The 20,924-nt window shown below is 65.8% G+C and carries 20 protein-coding genes; 11 read left to right on the forward strand and 9 right to left on the reverse strand.

Annotated elements, in window-relative coordinates:
* The first annotated feature begins 3 nt into the window (after nt 1-3).
* The 4 genes from H143_RS0107760 to H143_RS0107775 are packed head-to-tail and all read left to right on the forward strand — an operon-like array spanning nt 4 to nt 5,067.
* The gene (locus H143_RS0107760) at nt 4-1,869 is read left to right on the forward strand and encodes a TRAP transporter large permease subunit (RefSeq protein WP_019937666.1); all 1,866 of its coding nucleotides are present in this window, start codon (nt 4-6) and stop codon (nt 1,867-1,869) included.
* 13 nt (nt 1,870-1,882) lie between these two features.
* Entirely contained in the window at nt 1,883-2,422 is a 540-nt protein-coding gene (locus H143_RS0107765) for a VOC family protein (RefSeq protein WP_026349831.1), read from the forward strand.
* Between the two features lie 3 nt (nt 2,423-2,425).
* A complete protein-coding gene (locus H143_RS0107770; RefSeq protein ID WP_019937668.1) occupies nt 2,426-3,691 on the forward strand; it encodes a ribulose-bisphosphate carboxylase large subunit family protein in 1,266 nt (421 codons plus the stop codon).
* A gap of 11 nt (nt 3,692-3,702) precedes the next feature.
* The gene (locus H143_RS0107775) at nt 3,703-5,067 is read left to right on the forward strand and encodes a four-carbon acid sugar kinase family protein (RefSeq protein WP_019937669.1); all 1,365 of its coding nucleotides are present in this window, start codon (nt 3,703-3,705) and stop codon (nt 5,065-5,067) included.
* Between the two features lie 3 nt (nt 5,068-5,070).
* On the opposite strand, the gene trpC is transcribed toward H143_RS0107775, so the two are convergent.
* The 3 genes from trpC to H143_RS0107790 are packed head-to-tail and all read right to left on the reverse strand — an operon-like array spanning nt 5,071 to nt 7,502.
* On the reverse strand, nt 5,071-5,865 hold the full coding sequence (gene trpC, locus H143_RS0107780) for an indole-3-glycerol phosphate synthase TrpC (RefSeq protein WP_019937670.1): 795 nt from the start codon (nt 5,863-5,865) through the stop codon (nt 5,071-5,073).
* On the reverse strand, nt 5,862-6,896 hold the full coding sequence (trpD, locus tag H143_RS0107785; protein WP_019937671.1) for an anthranilate phosphoribosyltransferase: 1,035 nt from the start codon (nt 6,894-6,896) through the stop codon (nt 5,862-5,864). The genes trpC and trpD overlap by 4 nt, the downstream gene beginning before the upstream one ends.
* A gap of 36 nt (nt 6,897-6,932) precedes the next feature.
* Nucleotides 6,933-7,502, reverse strand: coding sequence for an aminodeoxychorismate/anthranilate synthase component II (locus tag H143_RS0107790; RefSeq protein WP_019937672.1), 570 nt, complete (start codon nt 7,500-7,502; stop codon nt 6,933-6,935).
* Nucleotides 7,503-7,600: 98 nt separating this feature from the next.
* On the opposite strand from H143_RS0107790, the gene H143_RS0107795 reads away from it, so the two are divergent.
* Entirely contained in the window at nt 7,601-8,605 is a 1,005-nt protein-coding gene (locus tag H143_RS0107795; protein ID WP_155803350.1) for a sensor domain-containing diguanylate cyclase, read from the forward strand.
* A 34-nt stretch (nt 8,606-8,639) separates the two neighbouring features.
* Here the strand turns inward: H143_RS0107795 and trpE are convergent, their stop codons facing one another.
* The 3 genes from trpE to H143_RS0107810 all read right to left on the reverse strand — a co-directional run bounded on the left by trpE (nt 8,640) and on the right by H143_RS0107810 (nt 13,051).
* Complete coding sequence (gene trpE / locus H143_RS0107800; RefSeq protein WP_019937674.1) at nt 8,640-10,160, reverse strand: anthranilate synthase component I; 1,521 nt, start codon at nt 10,158-10,160, stop codon at nt 8,640-8,642.
* 313 nt (nt 10,161-10,473) lie between these two features.
* Nucleotides 10,474-11,997: an amidase family protein gene (locus tag H143_RS0107805; RefSeq protein WP_019937675.1), complete on the reverse strand. Its 1,524-nt coding sequence runs from the start codon at nt 11,995-11,997 to the stop codon at nt 10,474-10,476.
* A 31-nt stretch (nt 11,998-12,028) separates the two neighbouring features.
* Nucleotides 12,029-13,051 carry a tripartite tricarboxylate transporter substrate binding protein gene (locus H143_RS0107810; protein WP_019937676.1) on the reverse strand — a complete coding sequence of 341 codons (1,023 nt, stop codon included), beginning with the start codon at nt 13,049-13,051 and terminating at the stop codon, nt 12,029-12,031.
* A gap of 121 nt (nt 13,052-13,172) precedes the next feature.
* Between H143_RS0107810 and H143_RS0107815 the strand changes: the two genes are divergently transcribed.
* Nucleotides 13,173-14,090, forward strand: a complete 918-nt coding sequence (locus H143_RS0107815; RefSeq protein WP_019937677.1) for a LysR family transcriptional regulator — start codon at nt 13,173-13,175, stop codon at nt 14,088-14,090.
* Between the two features lie 9 nt (nt 14,091-14,099).
* Here the strand turns inward: H143_RS0107815 and H143_RS0107820 are convergent, their stop codons facing one another.
* From H143_RS0107820 to rpe, 3 genes are read right to left on the reverse strand one after another with little or no spacing between them, the layout of a single operon-like run.
* Nucleotides 14,100-14,813: a phosphoglycolate phosphatase gene (locus H143_RS0107820; protein WP_019937678.1), complete on the reverse strand. Its 714-nt coding sequence runs from the start codon at nt 14,811-14,813 to the stop codon at nt 14,100-14,102.
* Between the two features lie 2 nt (nt 14,814-14,815).
* A complete protein-coding gene (locus H143_RS0107825) occupies nt 14,816-15,463 on the reverse strand; it encodes a glutathione S-transferase family protein (protein ID WP_019937679.1) in 648 nt (215 codons plus the stop codon).
* 18 nt (nt 15,464-15,481) lie between these two features.
* Nucleotides 15,482-16,207 carry a ribulose-phosphate 3-epimerase gene (rpe, locus tag H143_RS0107830; RefSeq protein ID WP_026349836.1) on the reverse strand — a complete coding sequence of 242 codons (726 nt, stop codon included), beginning with the start codon at nt 16,205-16,207 and terminating at the stop codon, nt 15,482-15,484.
* Nucleotides 16,208-16,253: 46 nt separating this feature from the next.
* Between rpe and apaG the strand changes: the two genes are divergently transcribed.
* Genes apaG through H143_RS0107855 form a run of 5 tightly spaced genes read left to right on the forward strand, consistent with a single transcriptional unit; the run spans nt 16,254 to nt 20,904 of the window.
* Nucleotides 16,254-16,628 (forward strand): Co2+/Mg2+ efflux protein ApaG, encoded by a 375-nt coding sequence (gene apaG, locus H143_RS0107835; protein WP_026349837.1) that lies wholly within the window; start codon nt 16,254-16,256, stop codon nt 16,626-16,628.
* 23 nt (nt 16,629-16,651) lie between these two features.
* Nucleotides 16,652-17,938, forward strand: coding sequence for a murein transglycosylase A (locus H143_RS0107840; protein ID WP_019937682.1), 1,287 nt, complete (start codon nt 16,652-16,654; stop codon nt 17,936-17,938).
* Complete coding sequence (locus tag H143_RS0107845) at nt 17,935-19,128, forward strand: UbiH/UbiF family hydroxylase (protein WP_026349838.1); 1,194 nt, start codon at nt 17,935-17,937, stop codon at nt 19,126-19,128. The genes H143_RS0107840 and H143_RS0107845 overlap by 4 nt, the downstream gene beginning before the upstream one ends.
* 26 nt (nt 19,129-19,154) lie before the next feature.
* Nucleotides 19,155-19,919, forward strand: a complete 765-nt coding sequence (locus H143_RS0107850) for a DsbC family protein (protein WP_019937684.1) — start codon at nt 19,155-19,157, stop codon at nt 19,917-19,919.
* Between the two features lie 28 nt (nt 19,920-19,947).
* The gene (locus H143_RS0107855) at nt 19,948-20,904 is read left to right on the forward strand and encodes a D-2-hydroxyacid dehydrogenase family protein (protein WP_019937685.1); all 957 of its coding nucleotides are present in this window, start codon (nt 19,948-19,950) and stop codon (nt 20,902-20,904) included.
* Nucleotides 20,905-20,924: the final 20 nt, after the last annotated feature.

The following is a 20,924-nucleotide window of genomic DNA, read 5'->3' on the forward strand; positions in this document are numbered from 1 at the left end:
GCGATGTGCGCGGCTTCAACCTGCCAGAGCAGCGGCGCCGGCAAGTCAGGCCTGGCAGCCGGTTGCAGCCGCGTGCTCGGCCGGATGGTCGAGCTCGTCGCCGCCGTGCTGGTATTGGCCGAGATCGTCGTGCTGTTTTCAGGTGTCCTGGCGCGGTATGTGTTTCACAATCCATTGGTGTGGTCCGACGAACTGGCCGGCCTGTTATTTCTCTGGCTGTCCATGCTGGGTTCGGCGGTGGCCTTGCGCCGCGGTGAGCACATGCGCATGACCGTGGTGGTCGCGCGTGTTTCTCCCGGCGTGCGCGCGCTGCTTGACGTGATGGCCATCGGGGCGTCGATCGCCTTTCTGACGCTGATCCTGCCGCATGCGTTTGAGTTCGCCGCCGAAGATGCCCTGGTGTCGACGCCGGCGCTCGGTATTTCCAGTGCCTGGGGTTCCTGCGCGCTGCCGGCCGGTTTCGGCCTGATGCTGCTGTTCGGATTGTTGCGCCTGGCCGATGCCGCAAGGCCGCGCGATATCGCCGTGGCCCTGGCGGCGGTGGTTGCGGCGGTGCTGCTGTTCTGGTTCGTCCGGCCCTTGTTGCTGCCGTTGGGCAAGTTGAACCTGCTGGTCTTTTTCGTCGGTGTCGTATCGGTAAACGTCTTTCTCGGCGTGCCGATCGCATTCTCATTTGCGCTGGCTACCTTTGGCTACCTGGCGCTGGCTACGCACACACCGCTCTTGGTGATGGTGGGCCGGATCGACGAAGGCATGTCGAGTCTGATCCTGCTGGCCGTACCCATGTTCGTCCTGTTGGGCCAGCTCATGGAGATGACGGGCATGGCGCGCGCCATGGTCGGGTTCCTGGCCAGCCTGCTGGGCCATGTGCGCGGCGGATTGTCCTATGTGCTGATTGGGTCCATGTATCTGGTCTCGGGCATTTCGGGCTCCAAGGTGGCCGACATGGCCGCGGTGGCCCCGGCGCTGTTTCCCGAGATGAAGCAGCGCGGCGCGGCGCCGGGCGATCTGGCGGCCCTGTTGTCCTGCACGGGCGCACAGACCGAGACCATCCCGCCCAGTATCGTGCTCATTACCATCGGGTCGGTGACCGGCGTGTCGATCGCTGCCCTGTTTACCGGCGGCATGTTGCCGGGCGCCGCGCTGGGATTGACGCTGGGACTGATCGTGTGGGTGCGCAGCCGCAGCCAGACCCCGAGCCAGGCGCGCCGCGCATCCACGGCCCAGATCGGGCGCCGGCTGGTCAAGGCTTTGCCGGCGCTGGTGCTGCCCGTCGTAATCCGCGCTGCCGTGGTCGAGGGCGTGGCCACGGCCACCGAAGTGTCGACGATAGGAATCGTGTATTCGGTGCTGGTGGGACTGTTGCTCTATCGCTGCTTTGACTGGAAGCGGTTGCCCGCTATGCTGGTCGATACCGCCGCGCTGTCCGGCGCGATCCTCTTCATTGTCGGTGCGGCCACGTCCATGGCCTGGGGACTGACACAGTCGGGCTTCTCGAGCGATCTGGCAGCATGGATGAAGGCGCTGCCGGGCGGTTCCGTCGGCTTCCTGCTGGTATCCATCGCAGTCTTTGTTCTCCTGGGCAGCGTCTTGGAAGGCATTCCGGTCATTGTGCTGTTCGGGCCGCTGCTTTTTCCCATCGCACGCCAGATGGGCGTCAATGAAGTGCACTATGCGATGGTGGTGGTTCTCTCCATGGGTCTGGGCCTGTTCGCGCCTCCGTTCGGCGTGGGCTTCTACGGCGCCTGCGCCATCAGCAAGGTCGATCCGGACGAGGCGATGCCGTATATGTGGGGCTATCTGGCAGCCCTGGTCGCAGGGGTGTTCCTGGTGGCCTTCATCCCTTGGATTTCTACGGGTTTTCTTTGAGACAGGAAAAATCATGAGTCGATTTTTTGGAGAAGTACGCCAGTTGGGGTACGTGGTGCACGATATACATAAGGAAATGCGTCACTGGAGCGACGTGCTGGGCGTAGGCCCGTGGTACTACGCCGACCGCGTGCCGGTGAAGAATTTCCACTACAAGGGTAGGCCCTCGCCCATCCAGACGTCGGTGGCCCTGGCCAATTCCGGACCGCTGCAAATCGAACTCATCGAGCAGCGCAACGACGCGCCGTCCATGTACAAGGACTTCCTGGATGCGGGCCGCACGGGATTGCAACATCTGGCCTACTGGACCGAATCATTCGAGGCCGACCTCGAACGCCTGCAGGCTCAGGGTCTGGTTGTCGGCATGAGCGGCGAGGTCGGCGAGAAGGGGCGCTACGTGTATTTCGAGACCGAAACGCATCCCGGTACGGTGGTCGAACTATCCGAAGTCGCCGGGCCGAAAGGCAGGCTGTTCAAAATAATCCGCGAGGCTTGCATCGGCTGGGACGGGAGCGACCCCGTACGGCCCTTCCCCGACCTGGGTACCCTGTAATCCATGACTGACGCTGCGCGCGCCGAATTCGAGGCGACCTATCTCATCGAGACTCCGTATCCGCCGGACCAGGCGGCCCAGGTGCTGGCCGGTGAACAGTCCAGCGGCACTTTCGTGCGCGTGGCGGGCGAGACTGACGATCTGCGCGCGCGTTCGCGGGCACAGGTGACGGCCATACGCGAGTTCGAGCCGGTGGCCCAGCCCAGCTTGCCTAATGCTTTTCTCGACCGGCGCAAGGTTGCGGGCCCGTATCGCCGCGCCCAGATCACCGTGCGCTTTCCGATCGAGAACGTCGGCGCCAACCTGCCCACGCTCGTCGCCACGGTGGCGGGCAATATCTACGACCTGGGCGAGATGACCGGCGTGAAGCTGATGTCGCTGCGTCTGCCTCCCGACTATGTGCGCGCCTTCGATGCGCCGCGCCAGGGCGTGGCGGGCACGCGCGCGCTGACGGGCATCGCCGCCGGTCCCATCCTGGGCACCATCATCAAGCCCAACGTGGGAATGACGCCCGAGCAGACCGCCGCCACCGTGGCCACGCTGTGCCAGGCCGGCGTCGATTTCATCAAGGACGATGAAGTCATGGCCAATCCGCCGAATGCGCCGCTGGCGGCGCGCGTGGCGCAGGTCATGAAAGTGATCGAGGCGCACGCGCAGCGCACTGGCCGCAAGGTGATGTATGCCTTCAATATCTCGGACGAGACCGACGCCATGCGCCGTAATGCCGAGATGGTCGAGGCGGCCGGCGGCACCTGCGTGATGGCCAGCCTGAATTGGTGCGGCTACGGCGCGATACAGTCGCTGCGCCGCGCCACGCCGCTGGCATTGCACGGGCATCGCAACGGCCTGGCGGCGATGGCGCGCCATCCCATGCTGGGCATCGATTTTCATGCCTATCAAGTGCTGTGGCGCCTCGCCGGCGTCGACCAGCTGCACGTCAACGGACTGGGCGGCAAGTTCTACGAAGCCGACCAGAGCGTGGTGGCGTCCGCGCGGGCCTGCCTGCAGCCCTTGGCCGGCGGCGACGCGATAATGCCGGTGTTCTCGTCGGGGCAGTGGGCGGGCACGGTGCCGGCTACTTTCGATGCGGTCGGCAGCGACGATCTGATCTTTCTATCCGGCGGCGGCATACTCGGCCATCCGCACGGTCCGGCCGCGGGCGTGCAGAGCATACGCGATGCCTGGGAGGCTGCGCGCAGCGGCGTGGCGCTGCCGCGCCACGCCCAGACTCATCCCGCGCTGGCGGCCGCATTGGACTTCTACGGCTGAATTCTCATCGCATGTCCTCCCCGACCGCACCCGACACCTCGGCGCGTCGTCCGCGCATCGCCTATTACGGCGATGATTTCACGGGCGCCACCGACACGCTGTCGGTGGCCGTGCGCGGCGGCTTGCGCGCCGCACTGTTCTTGCAAACGCCCGGCCCGGCCGATCTGGCGGCCTTCGGCGAGCTCGACTGTGTGGGCCTGGCTGGCGGCGCCAGGTCCTGGTCGCCGCAGGAAATGGACCTCAGGCTGCCGGACATCTATGCGGCGCTGGCGGCTACCGGCGCCCAGGCCGTGCACTACAAGACCTGTTCCACCTTCGACAGCGCGCCGCATGTGGGCAGCATAGGAAGGGCCGTGCGCCTTGGCTTGCGCGCATTGGGGCAGTCTACGGCATATATCGTCGGCGGCCAGCCGAATCTGGGCCGCTATTGCGCGTTCGCCACGCTCTATGCCCGCGCCGGCCAGGGCGGCCGGGTGTATCGCCTGGACCGGCATCCCACCATGCGCTGCCATCCCGTCACGCCGATGGACGAGGCCGATCTGCGCCTGCACCTGGGACGGCAGGGCCTGGAAGGGGTCGTCTCCTTCGCGCTCGACAAGTTGGCCGGCGCCGCGCCCGCGGCGTTGGACGCCATGCTGGCGGACTTGCCCGCGGCCGTGCTCTTTGATGTGCTGGGCGACGAGCATCTGGCTGCCATCGGGCGGATGCTTTGGGGCCGCATTGCACGCAGCGCCGACGGTCCGGCCTTGCTGGTGGGACCCAGCAGCGTCGAGCAGGCGCTCCTGACCGCCTGGCCAGGACAGACGCGGGAAACGCAAGCGGCCGTACAGCGGCCCGCACCGGTGTCCGCCGAACAGGTTTTCATCGTGGCGGGCAGCCGGTCGCCGGTGACGGCGCAGCAGATCCGGCGCGCCCGCGACGATGGCTTCGCGCTGCTGGACGTCGATCCGCGGCGCGTGGTGCAGGAGGCCGGCGAGAATGACGGCGGACCATACTGCCGGGAACTGGCGGACAAGGTGGTGCAGTGCCTGCGCACCGGACGCAGCGTAATAGCCCAGACGACCCTGACGGAAACGGCGCCAGCCGGCAGCGGACCCAAACTGGCCGCCGCGGCGGGCCGGTTGATGCACCAGGTATTGCGGCGCCATCGGCTGGCCCGGGTGGGTTTTGCCGGCGGCGATACGTCGAGTCTGGCGATCCAGGCCTGGAACGCGCGCGCGCTCACGCTGGCTTATACGCTGAGCCCTGGCGTGGCCGTTTGTGCGGTGCATTCGGACGATGCCGTCCTCAATGGCGTCGAGCTCATGCTCAAGGGCGGTCAGATGGGGCCGCAAGATGTGTTCGAGGCACTGCGCCAGGGGCGCCGTGCCGCTTAGGCTTTAGGCCGTGCCCATCATGCGCGCCAGTTCCATGCCCGGTTCAGGCGCGCGCATGAAGGCCTCGCCCACCAGGAACGCATTTACGCCGTTCTCGCGCATGAGTTTGACGTCCTCCGGCGCGAGGATGCCGCTTTCGGTCACCACGCGCTTGCCCGCGGGCACGCGCGGCAGCAGGTCGATCGTGTTCGAGAGCTTGGTTTCGAAGGTGCGCAGATTGCGGTTATTGATGCCCAGCAGCGGTGTCTTCATGCTCAGCGCGATGTCGAGTTCGGCCGGGCCGTGTACTTCGACCAGCACATCCATGCCCAGGCCCATGGCCACGTCTTCGAAGTCGCGCAACTGCGCCGCGTCGAGCGCGGCCACGATGAACAGCACGCAATCGGCGCCCATGGCGCGGGCCGAGACAATCTGGTAGGGATCGATGATGAAATCCTTGCGCAGCACCGGCAGCGGGCAGGCCGCGCGGGCCATGCGAAGATTGTCGTGCGAGCCCTGGAAGAACTGTACATCGGTCAGCACCGACAGGCAGGCCGCGCCGTGTGCGGCGTAGGACGCCGCAATCTCGGCCGGATTGAAGTTTTCGCGCAGGATGCCCTTGGAGGGCGAGGCCTTTTTGATCTCGGCGATCACGCCGGGCAGGCCGCGCGCGATCTTGTTCTCGATGGCTTGCGTAAAACCGCGCACGTCCTGTCTGGCCAGCGCTTCGCGCAGCAATTCGGACTCGCTGCGCATCTGGCGCGCCGTGGCTACCTCTTCGGCTTTGATTGTCAGAATCTTTGCGAGGATATCGTTCATTTTTTAAATGTCTGGGTATAGGCGCAGAATTTTTCGAGCGAGGCCCGGGCTGCGCCGTTGGCGATGAGTTCGAAGGCCAGCTTCAGGGCCTCGGGAATGTCGCTTGCCTTGTTGCCCGCGTAAATGGCCAGGCCGGCGTTGAACGCGACGATGTCGCGCGCTGGGCCTTCGACATTATTTAGCGCTTCCATGACAAGTTGACGAGATTCTTCGCGATTGGACACCTTGATGCCGCGGTTGGACATCATGGATAGTCCGTAGTCCTCGGGGTGGATCTCGTACTCGTGCACCGCACCGTCTTTGAGTTCACCCACCAGGGTGGCCGCGCCCAGCGATGCCTCGTCCATGCCGTCCTTGCCGTGCACGATCAGCACGTGACGGGAACCCAGGCGCTGCAGAACCCTGACCTGGATGCCGACCAGGTCGGGATGAAACACGCCCATCAACTGGTTGGCGGCGTTGGCCGGGTTGGTCAGGGGGCCCAGGATGTTGAAGATGGTGCGCACGCCCAGTTCCTTGCGCACGGCCGCCACGTTCTTCATGGCGCCGTGGTGGGCGGGAGCGAACATGAAGCCGATGCCGGTGGCCTGCAGGCATTCGGCCACCTGTTCGGGACTGAGTTCCATATTGGCGCCCAAGGCTTCGAGCACATCGGCGCTGCCTGACGAGGACGAAGCGCTGCGGTTGCCGTGTTTTGCGATAGGCACGCCCGCGGCCGCAGCCACGAACATGGCCGCGGTCGAGATATTGAAGGTGTGGCTGCCGTCGCCGCCGGTGCCGCACATATCGAGCAGATCCTGCGGATTGGGCGTTTCCACCGTGGTGGCGAACTCGCGCATCACCTGCGCGGCGGCGGTGATCTCACCTATGGTTTCCTTCTTGACGCGCAGGCCCATGAGCAGCGCGCTGGCCAGCTGTGGCGACATCTCGCCGCGCATCAGCATACGCATCAGTTCGAGCATTTCGTCGTGAAAGATCTCGCGATGCTCGATGCAGCGCGTCAGGGCTTCGCTGGGAGTGATCAGGGTCATGATGGTTGCTCCATGTCTTTTTATGCTTGGCACCGATCAGGCGCGGTATTGTAGGAAATTGCGCAGCATGGCGTGGCCGTGCTCGCTCAGTACGGATTCAGGGTGGTATTGCACGCCGAAGACGGGCAGCGCCTTGTGGCGCACGCCCATGATGTCGCCGTCGTCGGCCGTCGCCGTCACCTCCAGGCAGTCGGGCAGGCTGTCCGGGTCGATGGTGAGCGAGTTGTAGCGAATGGCGGTGTAGGGCGAGGGCAGGCCCTGGAATATGTCGGTGCCCTGGTGCGTGATCCGGACTGTTTTGCCATGCATCACGGTCTGAGCCTGCACGATCTTGCCGCCGTAGGCCGCGCCGATGGACTGGTGGCCCAGGCATACGCCCAGGATGGGAATGCGTCCGGCAAAACGCTGGATGACGCCTACCGAGATGCCGGCCTGGGCCGGAGAGCAGGGGCCGGGCGAAACGCACAGGTGATCGGGCGCCAGGGCTTCGATTTCGTCCAGGGTGATCTGGTCGTTGCGTGCGACCCGCACTTCGCAGCCTAGTTCACCGAAATACTGCACGATGTTGTAAGTGAAGGAATCGTAATTGTCGATCATGAGCAACATGCAAGCGCTCCTGGGGTATAAGGTTTTTCGTAGGCAATGTCGTTAAACAAGGACGCCGCGCCACGCATGGCGTCCGATGCGAACTCTGGGAGACGTCCGTGGTCGATTCCAGTACTCAAGCGATCCACGCCGTGCGTCAAATGCCGCGCGAAGCGGACCGCTTGGCCGCGCTCGCCGACCTGCACGTGACCGAGGGCGGCCCGGAAGCTTCCTTCGACCGCATCGCCCGCATCGGGCGCGCCGCCCTGCGATTTCCCACGGTGCATATCACGCTCATCACACAGAGTCTGCATATTTACAAAACCAGCGGCTCGTCGGCGAGCAACGCGATACCTCGCAACCAGTCCATCTGCAATTTCACCATCCAGGACTACGAACCGCTCATCATTTCCGATACGCAGCTCGATGCGCGCGTGCGCGACTTTCCGGCAGTGACGGGAGAGGCCAGTGTGCGCTCGTACTGGGGCATGCCCCTGACCACGCGCCGCGGCTATAACCTGGGCGCCTTGTGTGCGTTCGATATCGTGCCAAGGCATCCGGCGCAAGCGGACCTGGATATCTTGCGTGACCTGACCCGGCTCACGATGGAATGCATGGAGCTGCGCGCCCAGGCCACGGTGGACGTGCTCACCGGCGCAGCGTCGCGCCGCGCGCTGCACGAAGAAGGCGACCGCCTGTTCAAGGTGCTGGGTCGGGAAGAAAAACTGGGCTGCATCCTGCTGGACATCGACCACTTCAAGCTCATCAACGACAACCTGGGCCATGCCAAGGGCGACGAAGTGCTGCGCGACATGGTCGTGCTGATGCACAGCGCCCTTCGCAACGACACGCTGTTCGGCCGCGTCGGCGGCGAGGAATTCGTCATTCTGCTGCCCGGGGAGGGACTGGCGGGAGCCTATGCCGTGGCCGAACGCTTGCGCCGCCTGCTGGAATCGACCCGTGTCGCCGGCCTGCAGGTCACCGCCAGCTTCGGCGTGGCCGAGAGGCTGCCTGGCGATGGCGCGCTGAACGATATGCTGGCGCGCGCCGACGAGCAGACTTACGAGGCCAAGCGCGCCGGACGCAACTGCACGCGTCCCCTCCTGATGCTGGCCGAAGGCTGAGTTGGTTTCCATTGCTGTTCGCGTCCCGGGCCGCCTAGATGGGCGCGTCCAGTCCGTGCTGCACCTGTTCGGCCGCGCGCAGCACGGCGCGGGCCTTGGCTTCGGTCTCGGCCCATTCGGATTCGGGATTGGAGTCGGCGACGACGCCGGCCGCGGCCTGCACGTATAGCGTGCCGTTCTTGATGACGCCGGTACGGATGGCGATCGCCAGGTCCATTTCGCCGCCATAGCTCAGGTAGCCGGCCGCTCCGCCGTACAGGCCGCGCCGCACGGGTTCGAGTTCGTCGATCAGTTCCATGGCGCGCACTTTGGGCGCGCCGGTCAGCGTGCCGGCGGGAAACGAGGCGCGCAGCACGTCCATATTGCTCATGCCGGGTTTGAGCGTGCCGGCCACGTTGGACACCAGGTGCATCACATGCGAATAGCGTTCGATGGCCATGGTGTCGGTCACCTTGACGGTGCCCGGCTCGCTCACGCGGCCCACATCGTTGCGCGCCAGGTCGATCAGCATCACGTGCTCGGCGATTTCCTTGGGGTCGGCCCTCAGCTCGTCGGCCAGCGCGGCGTCCTGCTCGGGCGTGGCGCCGCGCTTGCGCGTGCCGGCCAATGGGCGGATCGTTATCTGCGACCTGGGTTCGTTCTGGTGCGTGGTGCGCTCCTGGCGCACCAGGATTTCGGGCGAAGCGCCCACCACCTGGAAGTCGCCGAAATTCCAGAAATACATATAGGGCGAGGGATTGAGCGAACGCAGCGCGCGGTACAGCGATAGTGGCGCATCGCGAAAGGGCTTGGCAATTACCTGGCCTACCTGCACCTGCATCAGATCGCCGGCCATGATGTATTCCTTGGCCCGGCGCACAGCGGCCAGGTAGTCCTCTTTCTCGAAGTCGCGGCGCTCCTGCGTGACCATGCTGGCATGGCTGTAGGGAATATCAGCGGGCTTGCGCAGCTGGATCCGCAGGTCCAGCAGCCGCTGCTGCGCGCGGCTGTAGCTCTCGGGGCGAGCGGGATCGGCGTAGACCATCAGGTAGATGCGCCCGGCCAGGTTGTCCACGATCACCAGCTCGTCCACCTGCATCAGCAGCAGGTCGGGTATGCCTTCTTCCATGCCGGCGGGAAAAGGCTTGACCGCGGGCCCCAGGCGCGGCTCCATGTGGCGCACGGTGTCGTAGCCGAAGTAGCCTGCCAGGCCACCGCAAAAGCGCGGCATGCCGGGACGCACGGCCACTTTGAAGCGCTTCTGGAATTGCTCGATGAAGGCCAGTGGATCGCCCTGGTGGGTTTCCTGTACGACGCCGTCGGCCAGGACCTCGGTGGTGCTGCCGCTGGCGCGGATGACAGTGCGAGCCGGCAGGCCGATGAAGGAATAGCGCCCGAAGCGCTCGCCGCCCACCACCGATTCCATCAGGCAGGTGTAGGTGCCTGCTTTTGCGCCGCCGTGCGCGAGTTTCAGGTACAGCGCCAGCGGCGTGTCCAGATCGGCGTAGGTTTCGGCGACCAGGGGGATGCGGTTGTAGCCTTGGGCCGCCAGGGCTTTGAATTCCAGTTCGGTCATGTCGGGTCCAGGTGAGTAGGGTTGTGGCGACCGGGACATGCCAAACAAAAAGCCCGGTCCTGTTCAGGTTCCGGGCTTGGCTTTTCGTGTCGTGCGAGGCACTAGGCGGCGTTTGCGTCCAGTGCCAGGCGAGCCGATTGCCACCCGGAGGTCGAGCGCCACCAACGCCAGGTGGCGTTGCGAAGGGGGGCGGCGAGGCGGGCGTTCATGGTGGGCAGTGAAATTTAGATCGAGCGTTTCAGTTCGAATCGACAAATCGTGCCAGCGACTATAGCACGGCATTTTGCATTTTTGGGCGCCCCGGCGGCAAAAGTCAGACCGCCGAAACGCCACTCGCCGTTACGCCTCCCAGGATGGGCGGTGCGGTCACGATGGACTTGAGCGCGGGCTGCGCCGGGCGCAGCGCCGCCAGGTCGGGCAGCGGCCTGCCCAGCCCGTCGATGCGGGCGAAGGCATGTTCCAGGGCTTGCGCGGCCGCCAGCAGGGCGTGGTCGCCGCGGAAACGGCCCGTCACCTGCAGGCCGAACGGCATGCCCTGGCGGTCGCGGCCGCAAGGCAGGGCGATGGCCGGATGCGTGGTCAGCGTGACGACGTAGGTCAGGGCCAGCCAGCGATAGTAATTCTGCTGCTTCTCGCCGTTGATGGTGTCGGCGTAGGGCTGCGTCCAGGGAAAGGGCGAGACCGGCGTAGTGGGCGAGAGGATCAGGTCGTAGCCGGTGTAGGCCTGCTGGAAGCGCTGCAGGATGCGGGTCTGCTCGGACTGCGCCCAGGCGCAGTCCTTCAGGCTCATGGCCGCGCCCATCTCGTAGTTGGCGCGGGGATTGGGACCCAGGCTGTCCGGGTCCTGCTCGTAGGCTTGCTGCATGCCGGCCACGAAAGCCTCGGCGCGCAGCACGTCGAAGCAGCGATGCGCCTGGCCCAGGTCCAGCTCGATGGGATCGCAGGCTGCGAACAGATGGCGCATTGCGGCGATCTTCTCGCGGAAGACGGCGCGTATGCCGTCGTCCACGGCGCACAGGCCGAAGTCCTCGGTGTAGGCCACGCGCAGCGAGCCCGGGTCGGCGGTACCGGGGTGCAGGAACGACAGCGGATCCAGCGGATAACTCAGCGGGTCGCCCGCATGCGGGCCTGCCGAGGCAGCCAACTGCAGGCAGGCGTCGGCGACGGTACGGCCCATCGGACCGACGACCGAGAGCGGCGTCCAGCCCAGCGGCTTGCGCGTGCTGGGGACCACGCCGGGCGATGGGCGAAAGCCCACCACGCCGCATTTGGCTGCGGGAATGCGCAGCGAGCCGCCCGTGTCGGATCCGGTGCAGACCGGCAGCATGTCGCAGGCCAGCGCGGCCGCGGAACCGCCCGACGAACCGCCGGCATTGAGATTGGGATTGAACGGGTTGCCGGTGGCGCCCCACACAGGGTTGCGCGAGTTGGCGCCTGCGCCCATTTCGGGCACGTTGGTCTTGGCCGTGACCACGGCGCCGGCGCGCCGCAGCCGCGCGACCAGTTCGACATCCTGCTCAGGTACGTTGCCGCGATGAATGGGCGATCCGTAGGTGGTGAGCAGGCCCGCGGTGGGTTCCAGGTCCTTGACGCCCAGCGGCAGGCCGTGCAGCAGGCCCAGCGGCTCGCCGCGCATGACGGCCTGCTCGGCCGCGCGGGCTGCCGCGCCCGCGCGCTCGTAGTCGGTGGCCGTGATGGCGTTGATATAGGGGTTGACCGCCGCGATGCGATCCATGCAGGCCTGCAGCAGTTCGACCGGCGAAACCTGGCGGGCGCCGATCAGCCGCCGCAGTTCAACGGCTGAAAGAGAGACGAGCGTATCGTTGGGCGAGATCATGTGCGCAGTTGGCGTGAAAAGGTCCCGGGGTTCAGTTGGCCGTGATGTGGGCGCGCTGGGCGAGTTCACGCATCTGCGGCAGTTCCTTGGCAATCAGCGCTTCGCCTTGCTTGGAATCCTCGAAGCCGGGTTCCATGCCCATTGCCAGCATGGCCTTGCGGGCTTCGGGGTCCTTGGTGAAGTCGGCAAGCGCTTTTTCCAGCTTGGCCTCGGCCTGCGCGGGCGTGCCGCGCGGCACGACCGCCATCAGCCAGGTGTCCATGGCGACCTGGGGGTAGCCTTGTTCGGCGAACGTCGGCACGTCGGGCAGGAAGACCGAGCGGTGCGGGCTGGATACCGCGATGGCTTTGACCTTGCCGGCCTTCAACTGCGGCAGGGCCGCCGCCACGGTGTCCACGGAAAAGGGGATCTGGCCGCTGATCAGGTCGGTCATGGCCGGAGCGCTGCCGTTGTAGGGAATCTGCGTCAGATGGATGCCGGCGGCCGCGGCGAAGGCCGCCCCGACGAAATTGGCGGTCGTGCCGCTACCGAAGGTGCCGTAAGGCGTGTCTTTATGGGCCGGGTCCTTGACGTAGGCCAGGAAGGACTTCACGTTGTCGGCGGGTACCTTCGGGTTGGCCAGCAGGATCAGGCCGGTGCGCGCCACGATGGCCACGGGTTGGAAATCCTTGATCGGATCGTAGGACAGGGTTTTGTGGATCGCGGGATTGATCGTGAAAGTGGTGCCCGAACTGAGCAGCAGCGTGTAGCCGTCGCGGGGCGAATGCGCGACATACTGCGCGCCGATGATGGTGCCGGCACCGGCCTTGTTCTCGACGATGACGCTCTGGCCCAGCGACTTGGTCAGATACTTTGCGATCAGCCGCGCGCTGATGTCCGTCGCGCCGCCGGGCGCAAAGGGGACGATCAGCGTGATGGGGCGCTCGGGGTACTGGGCGGCGGCGGGGGCGGCCGCGCCCAGCAGGCCACCCAGGGCGAGGGAAGCGATGGCCAGCGTGCGCGCAATGCGGCGGACAGCATCGTGACGGAAGCGGGAGGGGGAGGCTATGACCATGGCGTCGTAGGGAGAAAGAGGGAAGGAATCTTCATCCTAGAGGACAGGTGACCCATGCAGCAAGATCAATGACTAGAATTATGATTTGCCAAAAAGGCAATGCATATTCATAGGTGCGGCCATGATCAACAAGCAGGTTCTGCAAGGCACGGCCTTGCGCTATTTCCTGGAGGTCGCCCGCACCGGCTCGATCACCGAAGCGGCCGGCCGGCTCGACGTGGCGCCCTCGGCAGTAAGCCGCCAGATCGCCCGGCTCGAGCGCGAGCTCGATGTTCTGGTGTTCGAGCGGCGAGCCCGGGGCATGTCTCTCAATGCCGCGGGAGAACTGCTGGCGGCCTACGCCAAGCGTGTGCAGCAGGACATCGACCGCGTGGCCGGCGACATCCTGGCCCTGCGCGGCCTGCGGCAGGGCCGGGTGCGGCTGGCCAGTACCGAAGGTTATGCCTTTGATTTCCTGCCCTCGGCCATCGCGTCATTCCGGCGTACCTATGGCGGCATCCACTTTTCGCTGGAAGCCTACTCGTCAAAGGAGATTTCGAATTGCGTGCGCAAAGGCGACGCGGATATCGGCGTCACGCTGACCATGACTTCCGAGCGCGACATCCGCGTCGAGCTGCGCCGTCCGGCGCCGGTGCTGGCCATTATGGCGTCCGATCATCCCCTGGCGGGCTTGCGCCGCCTGTCGATCAGCCAGCTCGTGTCCTATCCGCTGGCGCTGCCCGGGCAGGACTCGACAGTCAGGCAGCTGTTCGACATCAGCTGCAGCCGCCAGCAGCTGCGCTGCGAGCCGGTGTTCGTCAGCCGCCATCTCGATGCGCTGATCAATTTCGCGATCGAGGGTGGCGGTGTGATGCTGTGCGGCGAACTGGCGGTCCGCAGTCATCTGCGCCGGGGCGGGGTTGCGGCCGTACCTCTGCGCGATCGCGAAATGAACGAACGTCAGTTCGAGGTGCAGACCCTGGCCGGCCGGGTCCTGCCCAATGCCTGCCAGGCCTTTCTCGAACACATCCGCCGGGCGGTGCAGGAGTCGGGGGTGTGAGGCGAGCGGCTATCGGGCCGCGGCGTTCCATTGGGCGATGACCTGGGCCGCGTCGGTGAGCCGCGGCACGATGCCGTCCACGTCCAGCAGGTAGACGTCCTGCCCTTCGTTGTAGCCGTAAGGCACGGCCAGCACGCGGGTGCCGGCCGCCCGGCCGGCCTGGGCGTCGTTCAGGGAGTCGCCGATGGTGACGGCCTGCGCGGGCGCCACGCCCAGGCGTTCGCAGGCATGCAGAACCTGATCCGGATCCGGCTTGCGGCGCGCGCAGGTGTCGCCGCATACGATCACGGAGAAAAAACCGGCAAGTCCGGTGCGCGTCAGCAGCGGGCCGGTGAATTCCGTGGGCTTGTTGGTGACCACGGCCAGCTTCAGACCCTGGTCTTGCATGGCCCGCAGGCCTTCGATTACGCCGTCGTACACCGCAGCCATATCGCCATTGATCAGGCCGTAGTGACGGCGAAACGACGCGAGGCCCTGGGCAAAGAGGCCTGCATCGGGCTCGCCGCCCGACAATCCCTTGCCGCCAAGCGAACCGGCCAGCGTGCGGCGCACCAAGTTGTCGATGCCCTTGCCCACGAAAGTGGTCAGCACTTCCAGGCCCAGGGGCGGCATGCCCAGTTCGAGGCGCATGGCGTTGGCGGCGGAGGCCAGGTCGGGAATGGAATCGACCAGCGTGCCGTCCAGGTCCAGCAGCACGACGAGGATGGGGGTTCGGGAAGTCATGGTTACACCAGGGGCTGGACTAGCCCTTCGGTCCGAATCGCCCGCTGGACCGCCGGCCGTTCGAGCATGCGCTGAAGATACGCGCCCAGCAGCGGCCATTCACGCGCGGGCTTTGCAAAGCCGCGTGTCCAGCGGCAAAGCATTAGCGCATAGGGATCCAGAACCGTATATTGCTGGCCCAGCAGCCACGGGCCCTTGCTCGAATTCAGCTGCGCTTCCAACTGGTCCAGAAGGGTCGCGACTTTCGAGGCGGCGTGGGTCTGCACTTGCTTGGCCCCCGACGCGTTATCCGCATCGACCCATCTTTCGGGATAGAAATAGACGATCAGCGATGTTTGCAGCGTATTGGTCAGCCACATCAGCCACTTGTAGAGCTGCGCGCGCGCCGGGGTTCCCAATTCGGGAGCGAGCCGGCTTTCCGGATGCGTATCCGCCAGATGCAGGCAGATGGCGGCGGTTTCGTACAGTACCAGGTCGCCATCGACTAGCACGGGAATCAACCCGTTCGGATTGAGCCGCAGGTATTGCGCGGATTTGTGCGCTCCCTGTGTGCGGTCGACCAGATCGAGTTCGAAGGGGCGACCTATCTCCTCCAGCACGATGTGGGGCGCCATGCTTGCATTGCTGGGGTAATAAAAAAGTTTTTTCATTGTCGTCGCCATGCAGGGTCAAGACGCTTGGCCGATGGCGATCTGCGCGCGCAGCGCCGTGATCACGGCCCGGTAATCGGGTTTGCCGAAGATCGCCGAGCCAGCCACGAAGGTATCGGCGCCGGCCGCGCGGATTTCGGCGATATTGTCCACCTTCACGCCGCCGTCGACTTCCAGCAGTATGGGTTGCCCGCCTTCCTGCGTCCAGCGTTCGATGCGCGCGCGCGCCTGGCGCAGCTTATCGAGCGTGGACGGGATGAACGATTGGCCGCCGAAACCGGGGTTGACCGACATCAGCAGCACCACGTCGAGCTTGTCCATCACGTAGTCCATGTAGGACAGCGACGTGGCTGGATTGAACACCAGGCCGGCCTTGCAGCCGTTGTCGCGGATGAGCGACAAGGTGCGGTCAACGTGGCGCGAAGCCTCGGGGTGAAAGGTGATGATGTCCGCGCCGGCCTTGGCGAACTGCGGCACGAGGGCATCGACCGGCTCGACCATCAGATGTACGTCGATGGGCGCCTGCACGTGCGGGCGTATGGCCGCGCACACCATGGGGCCGATGGTGAGGTTGGGCACGTAATGGTTGTCCATCACGTCGAAGTGGATCCAGTCGGCGCCGGCGTCGACGACGTTGCGCACCTCCTCGCCCAGGCGGGCGAAATCGGCGGACAGGATGCTGGGGGCGATGCGGGCCGTGGCGGCCTGGGGGGTGGACATGGTGTTCGGCGCTTCCGAAGGCATAATGTGCGGTATTGTATTTTCCCCGAAAGCCTTCCGGGACCGCCATTTGAAACCCTATAACCTGACCGTCTCTGTTACGCCGCGATTCGTCCCTGAGGAGTCCAAGCCCGGCCAGCAGCTATACCTGTTCGCCTACACGGTGCGCATCACCAATTCCGGCGAATTTCCGGCGCAGATCATCAGCCGGCACTGGACCATCACCGACGATAACCAGCAGGTGCGCGAAGTGAGCGGCCTGGGGGTGGTGGGTCAGCAGCCGCTGCTCGCTCCCGGGGAAACCTTCGAATACACCAGCGGCTGTCCGCTGCCCACGCCCATGGGCACCATGAAAGGCACCTATCATTGCGTGGGCGAGAACGGCATCCCGTTCGACGTACCCATCGCGGAATTCCTGCTGTCCATGCCTCGGACTCTGCATTGAGTCCAGGCGAGATCCGATTCTTCATGAAGCGTCTTACCCGCAGTCTTTGCCTGGTTCTGCTCGCCGCTGTCCTGGCAGCCTGCAGCACCACTCCCGAAAAACCTAGCGCCCCCTTGCCCGGTGCCGGCGCCCCGACGCTGGAAGGCCCTTTGGTCGTGCCGCCTCTGTCGGCTCTGCCCGAGACGGCGCCGCGGTCCCTGTCCGGCAGGTTTTCGCGTGTTGCCTGGGCGGACGTGCCGCGCTGGAACGATGACGACCTGTCCGGCTTCTGGCCGGTCTTCCTGCGCGATTGCCGCGGCCTGATGCGGCCGGCAAGCGGCAGTCTGGCCATGCCCGCGCGCGCCACGCCCCGCGCTTGGCAGCCGGTGTGCGCCGCGGCGGCGGCGCAGAATCCGGGCGACGCGGCAGCGGTGCGCCGCTTCCTGCAGTCCTGGCTGCAGCCCTGGCGCCTGAACGGGCCCGACAACCGGCCGGCCAGCAATCTGGTCACCGGCTACTACGAGCCAATCGTCAGCGGATCGCTGCAGCGCGGCGGCCTCTATCAATGGCCCCTGTACGCGGTGCCCAGCGACCTGCTCACCATCGACCTGGGTTCGGTCTATCCCGACCTGGCCGGCAAGCGCGTGCGCGGCAAACTGGTGGGACATCGCGTTGTGCCCTACGACTCGCGCGCGCAGATCGAGGCATCGGATCACAAGCCGCCGGTGCTGGTCTGGATCGACGATCCTATCGATAATTTCTTTCTCCAGGTGCAGGGATCCGGCCTGGTGCGCCTGACGGCCGGCCCCGATGCCGGACAGGTCTTGCGCCTGGCCTATGCCGATCACAACGGCCGGCCCTATGTGTCGATCGGCCGCTGGCTGGCCGACCACGGGCAGATGCCGCTGTCGCAGACCTCCATGCAGAACATCCGCGCCTGGGCCAAGCGCAACCCCGCGCGCGTGCGGGAAATGCTCGATGCCAATCCGGCCGTGGTGTTCTTTCGCTCGGAAAAGCTGGCTGATCCCGCTTTGGGGCCGACCGGCGCCTATGGCCTGCCGCTTACGGCCCGCCGTTCGATCGCGGTGGATGCGCATTTCGTGCCGCTGGGCACGCCGGTGTTCCTGGACACGACCGAGCCGGACTCGAAGCTGCCCCTGTCGCGTCTGGTGCTGGCGCAGGACACGGGCGCGGCGATCCAGGGCGCGGCGCGGGCCGATTTCTACTGGGGATCGGGAGACCAGGCCGGGCAACAGGCCGGCCGCATGAAGCAGCGCGGCCAGATGTGGCTTTTGTGGCCCAGGCAGGCCGGGGAGCCGTCGGCGCGATGAAACTTCAGATACTTGTTTGTGGTGCGGGCATCGTAGGCCTTTCCTGTGCCCTGGCCCTGGCCCGAAAGGGGCAGCGCGTGGCCGTGCTGGCGCCGCGCAACGACGTGCCGGCGGCGCAGTCCGATGTTTACCATCCACGCGTCTACGCCATTTCCCCGGCCAGCCAGCGCCTTCTGGACGAACTGGGCGTATGGCAGATGCTGCCATCGGCCCGCATTGCGCCCGTGCAGGCCATGGAGATCTGCGGCGACGGCGACGGTCGCGTCGATCTGCATGCCTGGCAGGCGGCGCGGGAAAACCTGGCGTGGATCGTCGAATCGGGCGAGATCGAGCGCGTATTGATCCAGGCCGTGCGCATGTTCGGCATCGAATGGCTGGACGATCGCTGTGAAGGCTGGCTCGAGGGCGATGGCCCGCACAAGCAAGGCGGCGTCGTGGTGACGGCCGCCGGCCGCCGGATGCAGGCCGATCTTTTCGTCGGCGCCGACGGCGCTGCGTCCCGGCTGCGCGAGTCCGCCGGGATCAGGCATCAATCCCGCTCCTACCAGGACACAGGCCTGGTGACGCACCTGGACGCCGAACGGCCGCATCAGGGCACGGCCTTGCAATGGTTCCGCGAGGACGGCGTGCTGGCGCTGCTGCCACTGCCCGACACCGCTGTGGGCCCGCAGGTATCCATGGTCTGGTCCATGCGCGAGGCGCAGGCCGAGGCCCTGTTGGGCATGCCGCGCACGGAGCAGGCCGCCGAGCTGGAAAGGCGGCTGGCGCATGCCGCGCAGGGCCGACTGGGCATGCTGCGTGTGCGAAGTGCCCTGCACGGATTCCCGCTGTCGCTGGATCAGGCGCAGATGACCGGTCCCGGCATCGCGCTGGTGGGCGATGCCGCGCATCGCGTGCATCCTTTGGCCGGGCAGGGGCTGAACCTGGGCCTGGGCGACGTGCAGGCCCTGTCCGAGGCCGTTTCCCGGCGCGAGCGTTTCCGTGCGGCGGGCGATGCCCGCGTGCTGCGCCGCTATCAGCGCGCCCGAGCCGAGCCGGTGCTGGCCATGCGCCTGGCCACCGACGGACTGCATCGCCTGTTCGGCGCCCAGGCCGCGCCGCTGGCCTGGCTGCGCAATGCCGGCATGCGGTGGGTCGACGCGCTGCCTTTTGTGAAACGACAATTGATCGAGGGTGCTTCGCGCAACTGAGCGAGGCGCCGAACCGGAGTCCTGCAATGATCCCCGCTTTTTTCCGCAAATTCGCTGCTGCCTTGTGCGCCGCGGCGTCGCTTGCCGCCTTTGCTGCAGCCGCCAGGGCCGCGGATGAGCCGGCCGCCCGTTCTTCCGATCCAGCCGTCGTAGCCGTGAAGGAACGCTTTCACCAGCGCTTTCCCGATCTGAATATAGGGCGCGTGAGCCGCACGCCTTATGGCCTCTATGAAGTGCAGGTCGGCATGAATATGGTCTACACCGATGCGAAAGTGAGCTGGGTTCTGGAAGGCCACCTGATCGACGCTATGACGCGGCGCGACGTCACCAAGGCCAGCATCCAGTCGCTTTCCAACATCGCTTTCGACAAGCTGCCGCTGAACCTGGCGATCAAGAAGGTCCAGGGCAACGGCAAGCGCCGCGTGGCCATCTTCGAAGACCCCAACTGCGGTTACTGCAGGCAACTGCGCCACACGCTGCAGAAGGTCGACAACGTCACTATCTATACCTTCCTCTATCCCATCCTGGCGCCCGATTCGGCCGAGAAGTCGAGCGCCATCTGGTGCGCGAAAGACCCGGCCACCGCTTGGGACGACTGGATGCTCAAGGGAAAGATGCCCGCTGCCGCCACGCCGTGCAAGGCGCCGATCGACAAGCTCCTGGCCTTGGGCCAGAAGTTGATGGTGACCGGCACTCCCACACTGTATTTCGCCGACGGCACGCATATCAGCGGCGCGCTGCCGCTGGATATGCTGCAGGCCAGGCTCGACGGGCAGGGCGATCAGGACTAGGCACTGTCAATGCTAAGTGGAGCAGGCCATGCGCATCGCGATACTGGATGATTACCACGGCGCGGCCCAACGCTATGCCGATTGGACGGTCTTGGGGGCGCAGGCGAAAGTGCAAGTGTTTCACCAATATTTGCCCGAAGGTCCTGGCCGCATCGAGGCGCTGGCGCCGTTCGATGTGATCGTCGCCATGCGCGAGCGCACCCCGTTTCCGGCTGCCATGATCGAGGCCCTGCCCGAGCTCAAGCTGCTGGTCACCACCGGCATGCGCAACAACGCCATCGACATGCAGGCCTGCAAGGCGCGTGGCGTGCTGGTGTGCGGCGCGCCGGGCAGCAGCCAGGCCTCCAACGCCACGTCCGAACTGGCCTGGGCGATGATTCTGGCGCTGTTCAAGCGCCTTCCCCAGGAGCAGGCGGCCATGCGCGCCGGCCTGTGGGAAACCGGCATGCCGCAGATTCTGGCCGGCAAGCGCTTGGGCGTGGTGGGCCTGGGCAAGCTGGGCGCGGCCACCGGCACGGTCGGCAAGGCTTTCGGCATGGACGTGGTGGCTTGGAGCCCCAACCTCACCGACGAGCGAGCCGCGCAGGCGGGGTTCAGGTGCGTGGACAAACAGGAGCTGTTCGCCACGTCCGACGTGGTCAGCCTGCATCTGGTGCTGAGCCCGCGCACGCAACAGGTGGTGGATGCGGCTTCGCTGGCTGCGATGAAGCCCACGGCTTTTCTGGTCAACACGTCGCGTGCCGGCCTGGTGGACCAGGCCGCCTTGTTCGCCGCTCTGCGCGAAGACCGCCTGGCTGGAGCCGGCCTGGATGTTTACGAGGTCGAGCCATTGCCGGCGGATGATCCGCTGCGCGCGATGGACAAGGTCGTTCTCACGCCGCACTTGGGTTATGTGAACGAACCCAACTTCCGCGATTTCTATGGCAACGCGGTCCAAGCCGTAAGGGCTTGGGCGCAGGGCGCACCGATTCGTGTGTTGTCGTGAGTTCTCGGGACGTCCGAGCG

It is taken from the genome of Bordetella sp. FB-8 (assembly GCF_000382185.1).
GTDB lineage: Bacteria > Pseudomonadota > Gammaproteobacteria > Burkholderiales > Burkholderiaceae_B > Bordetella.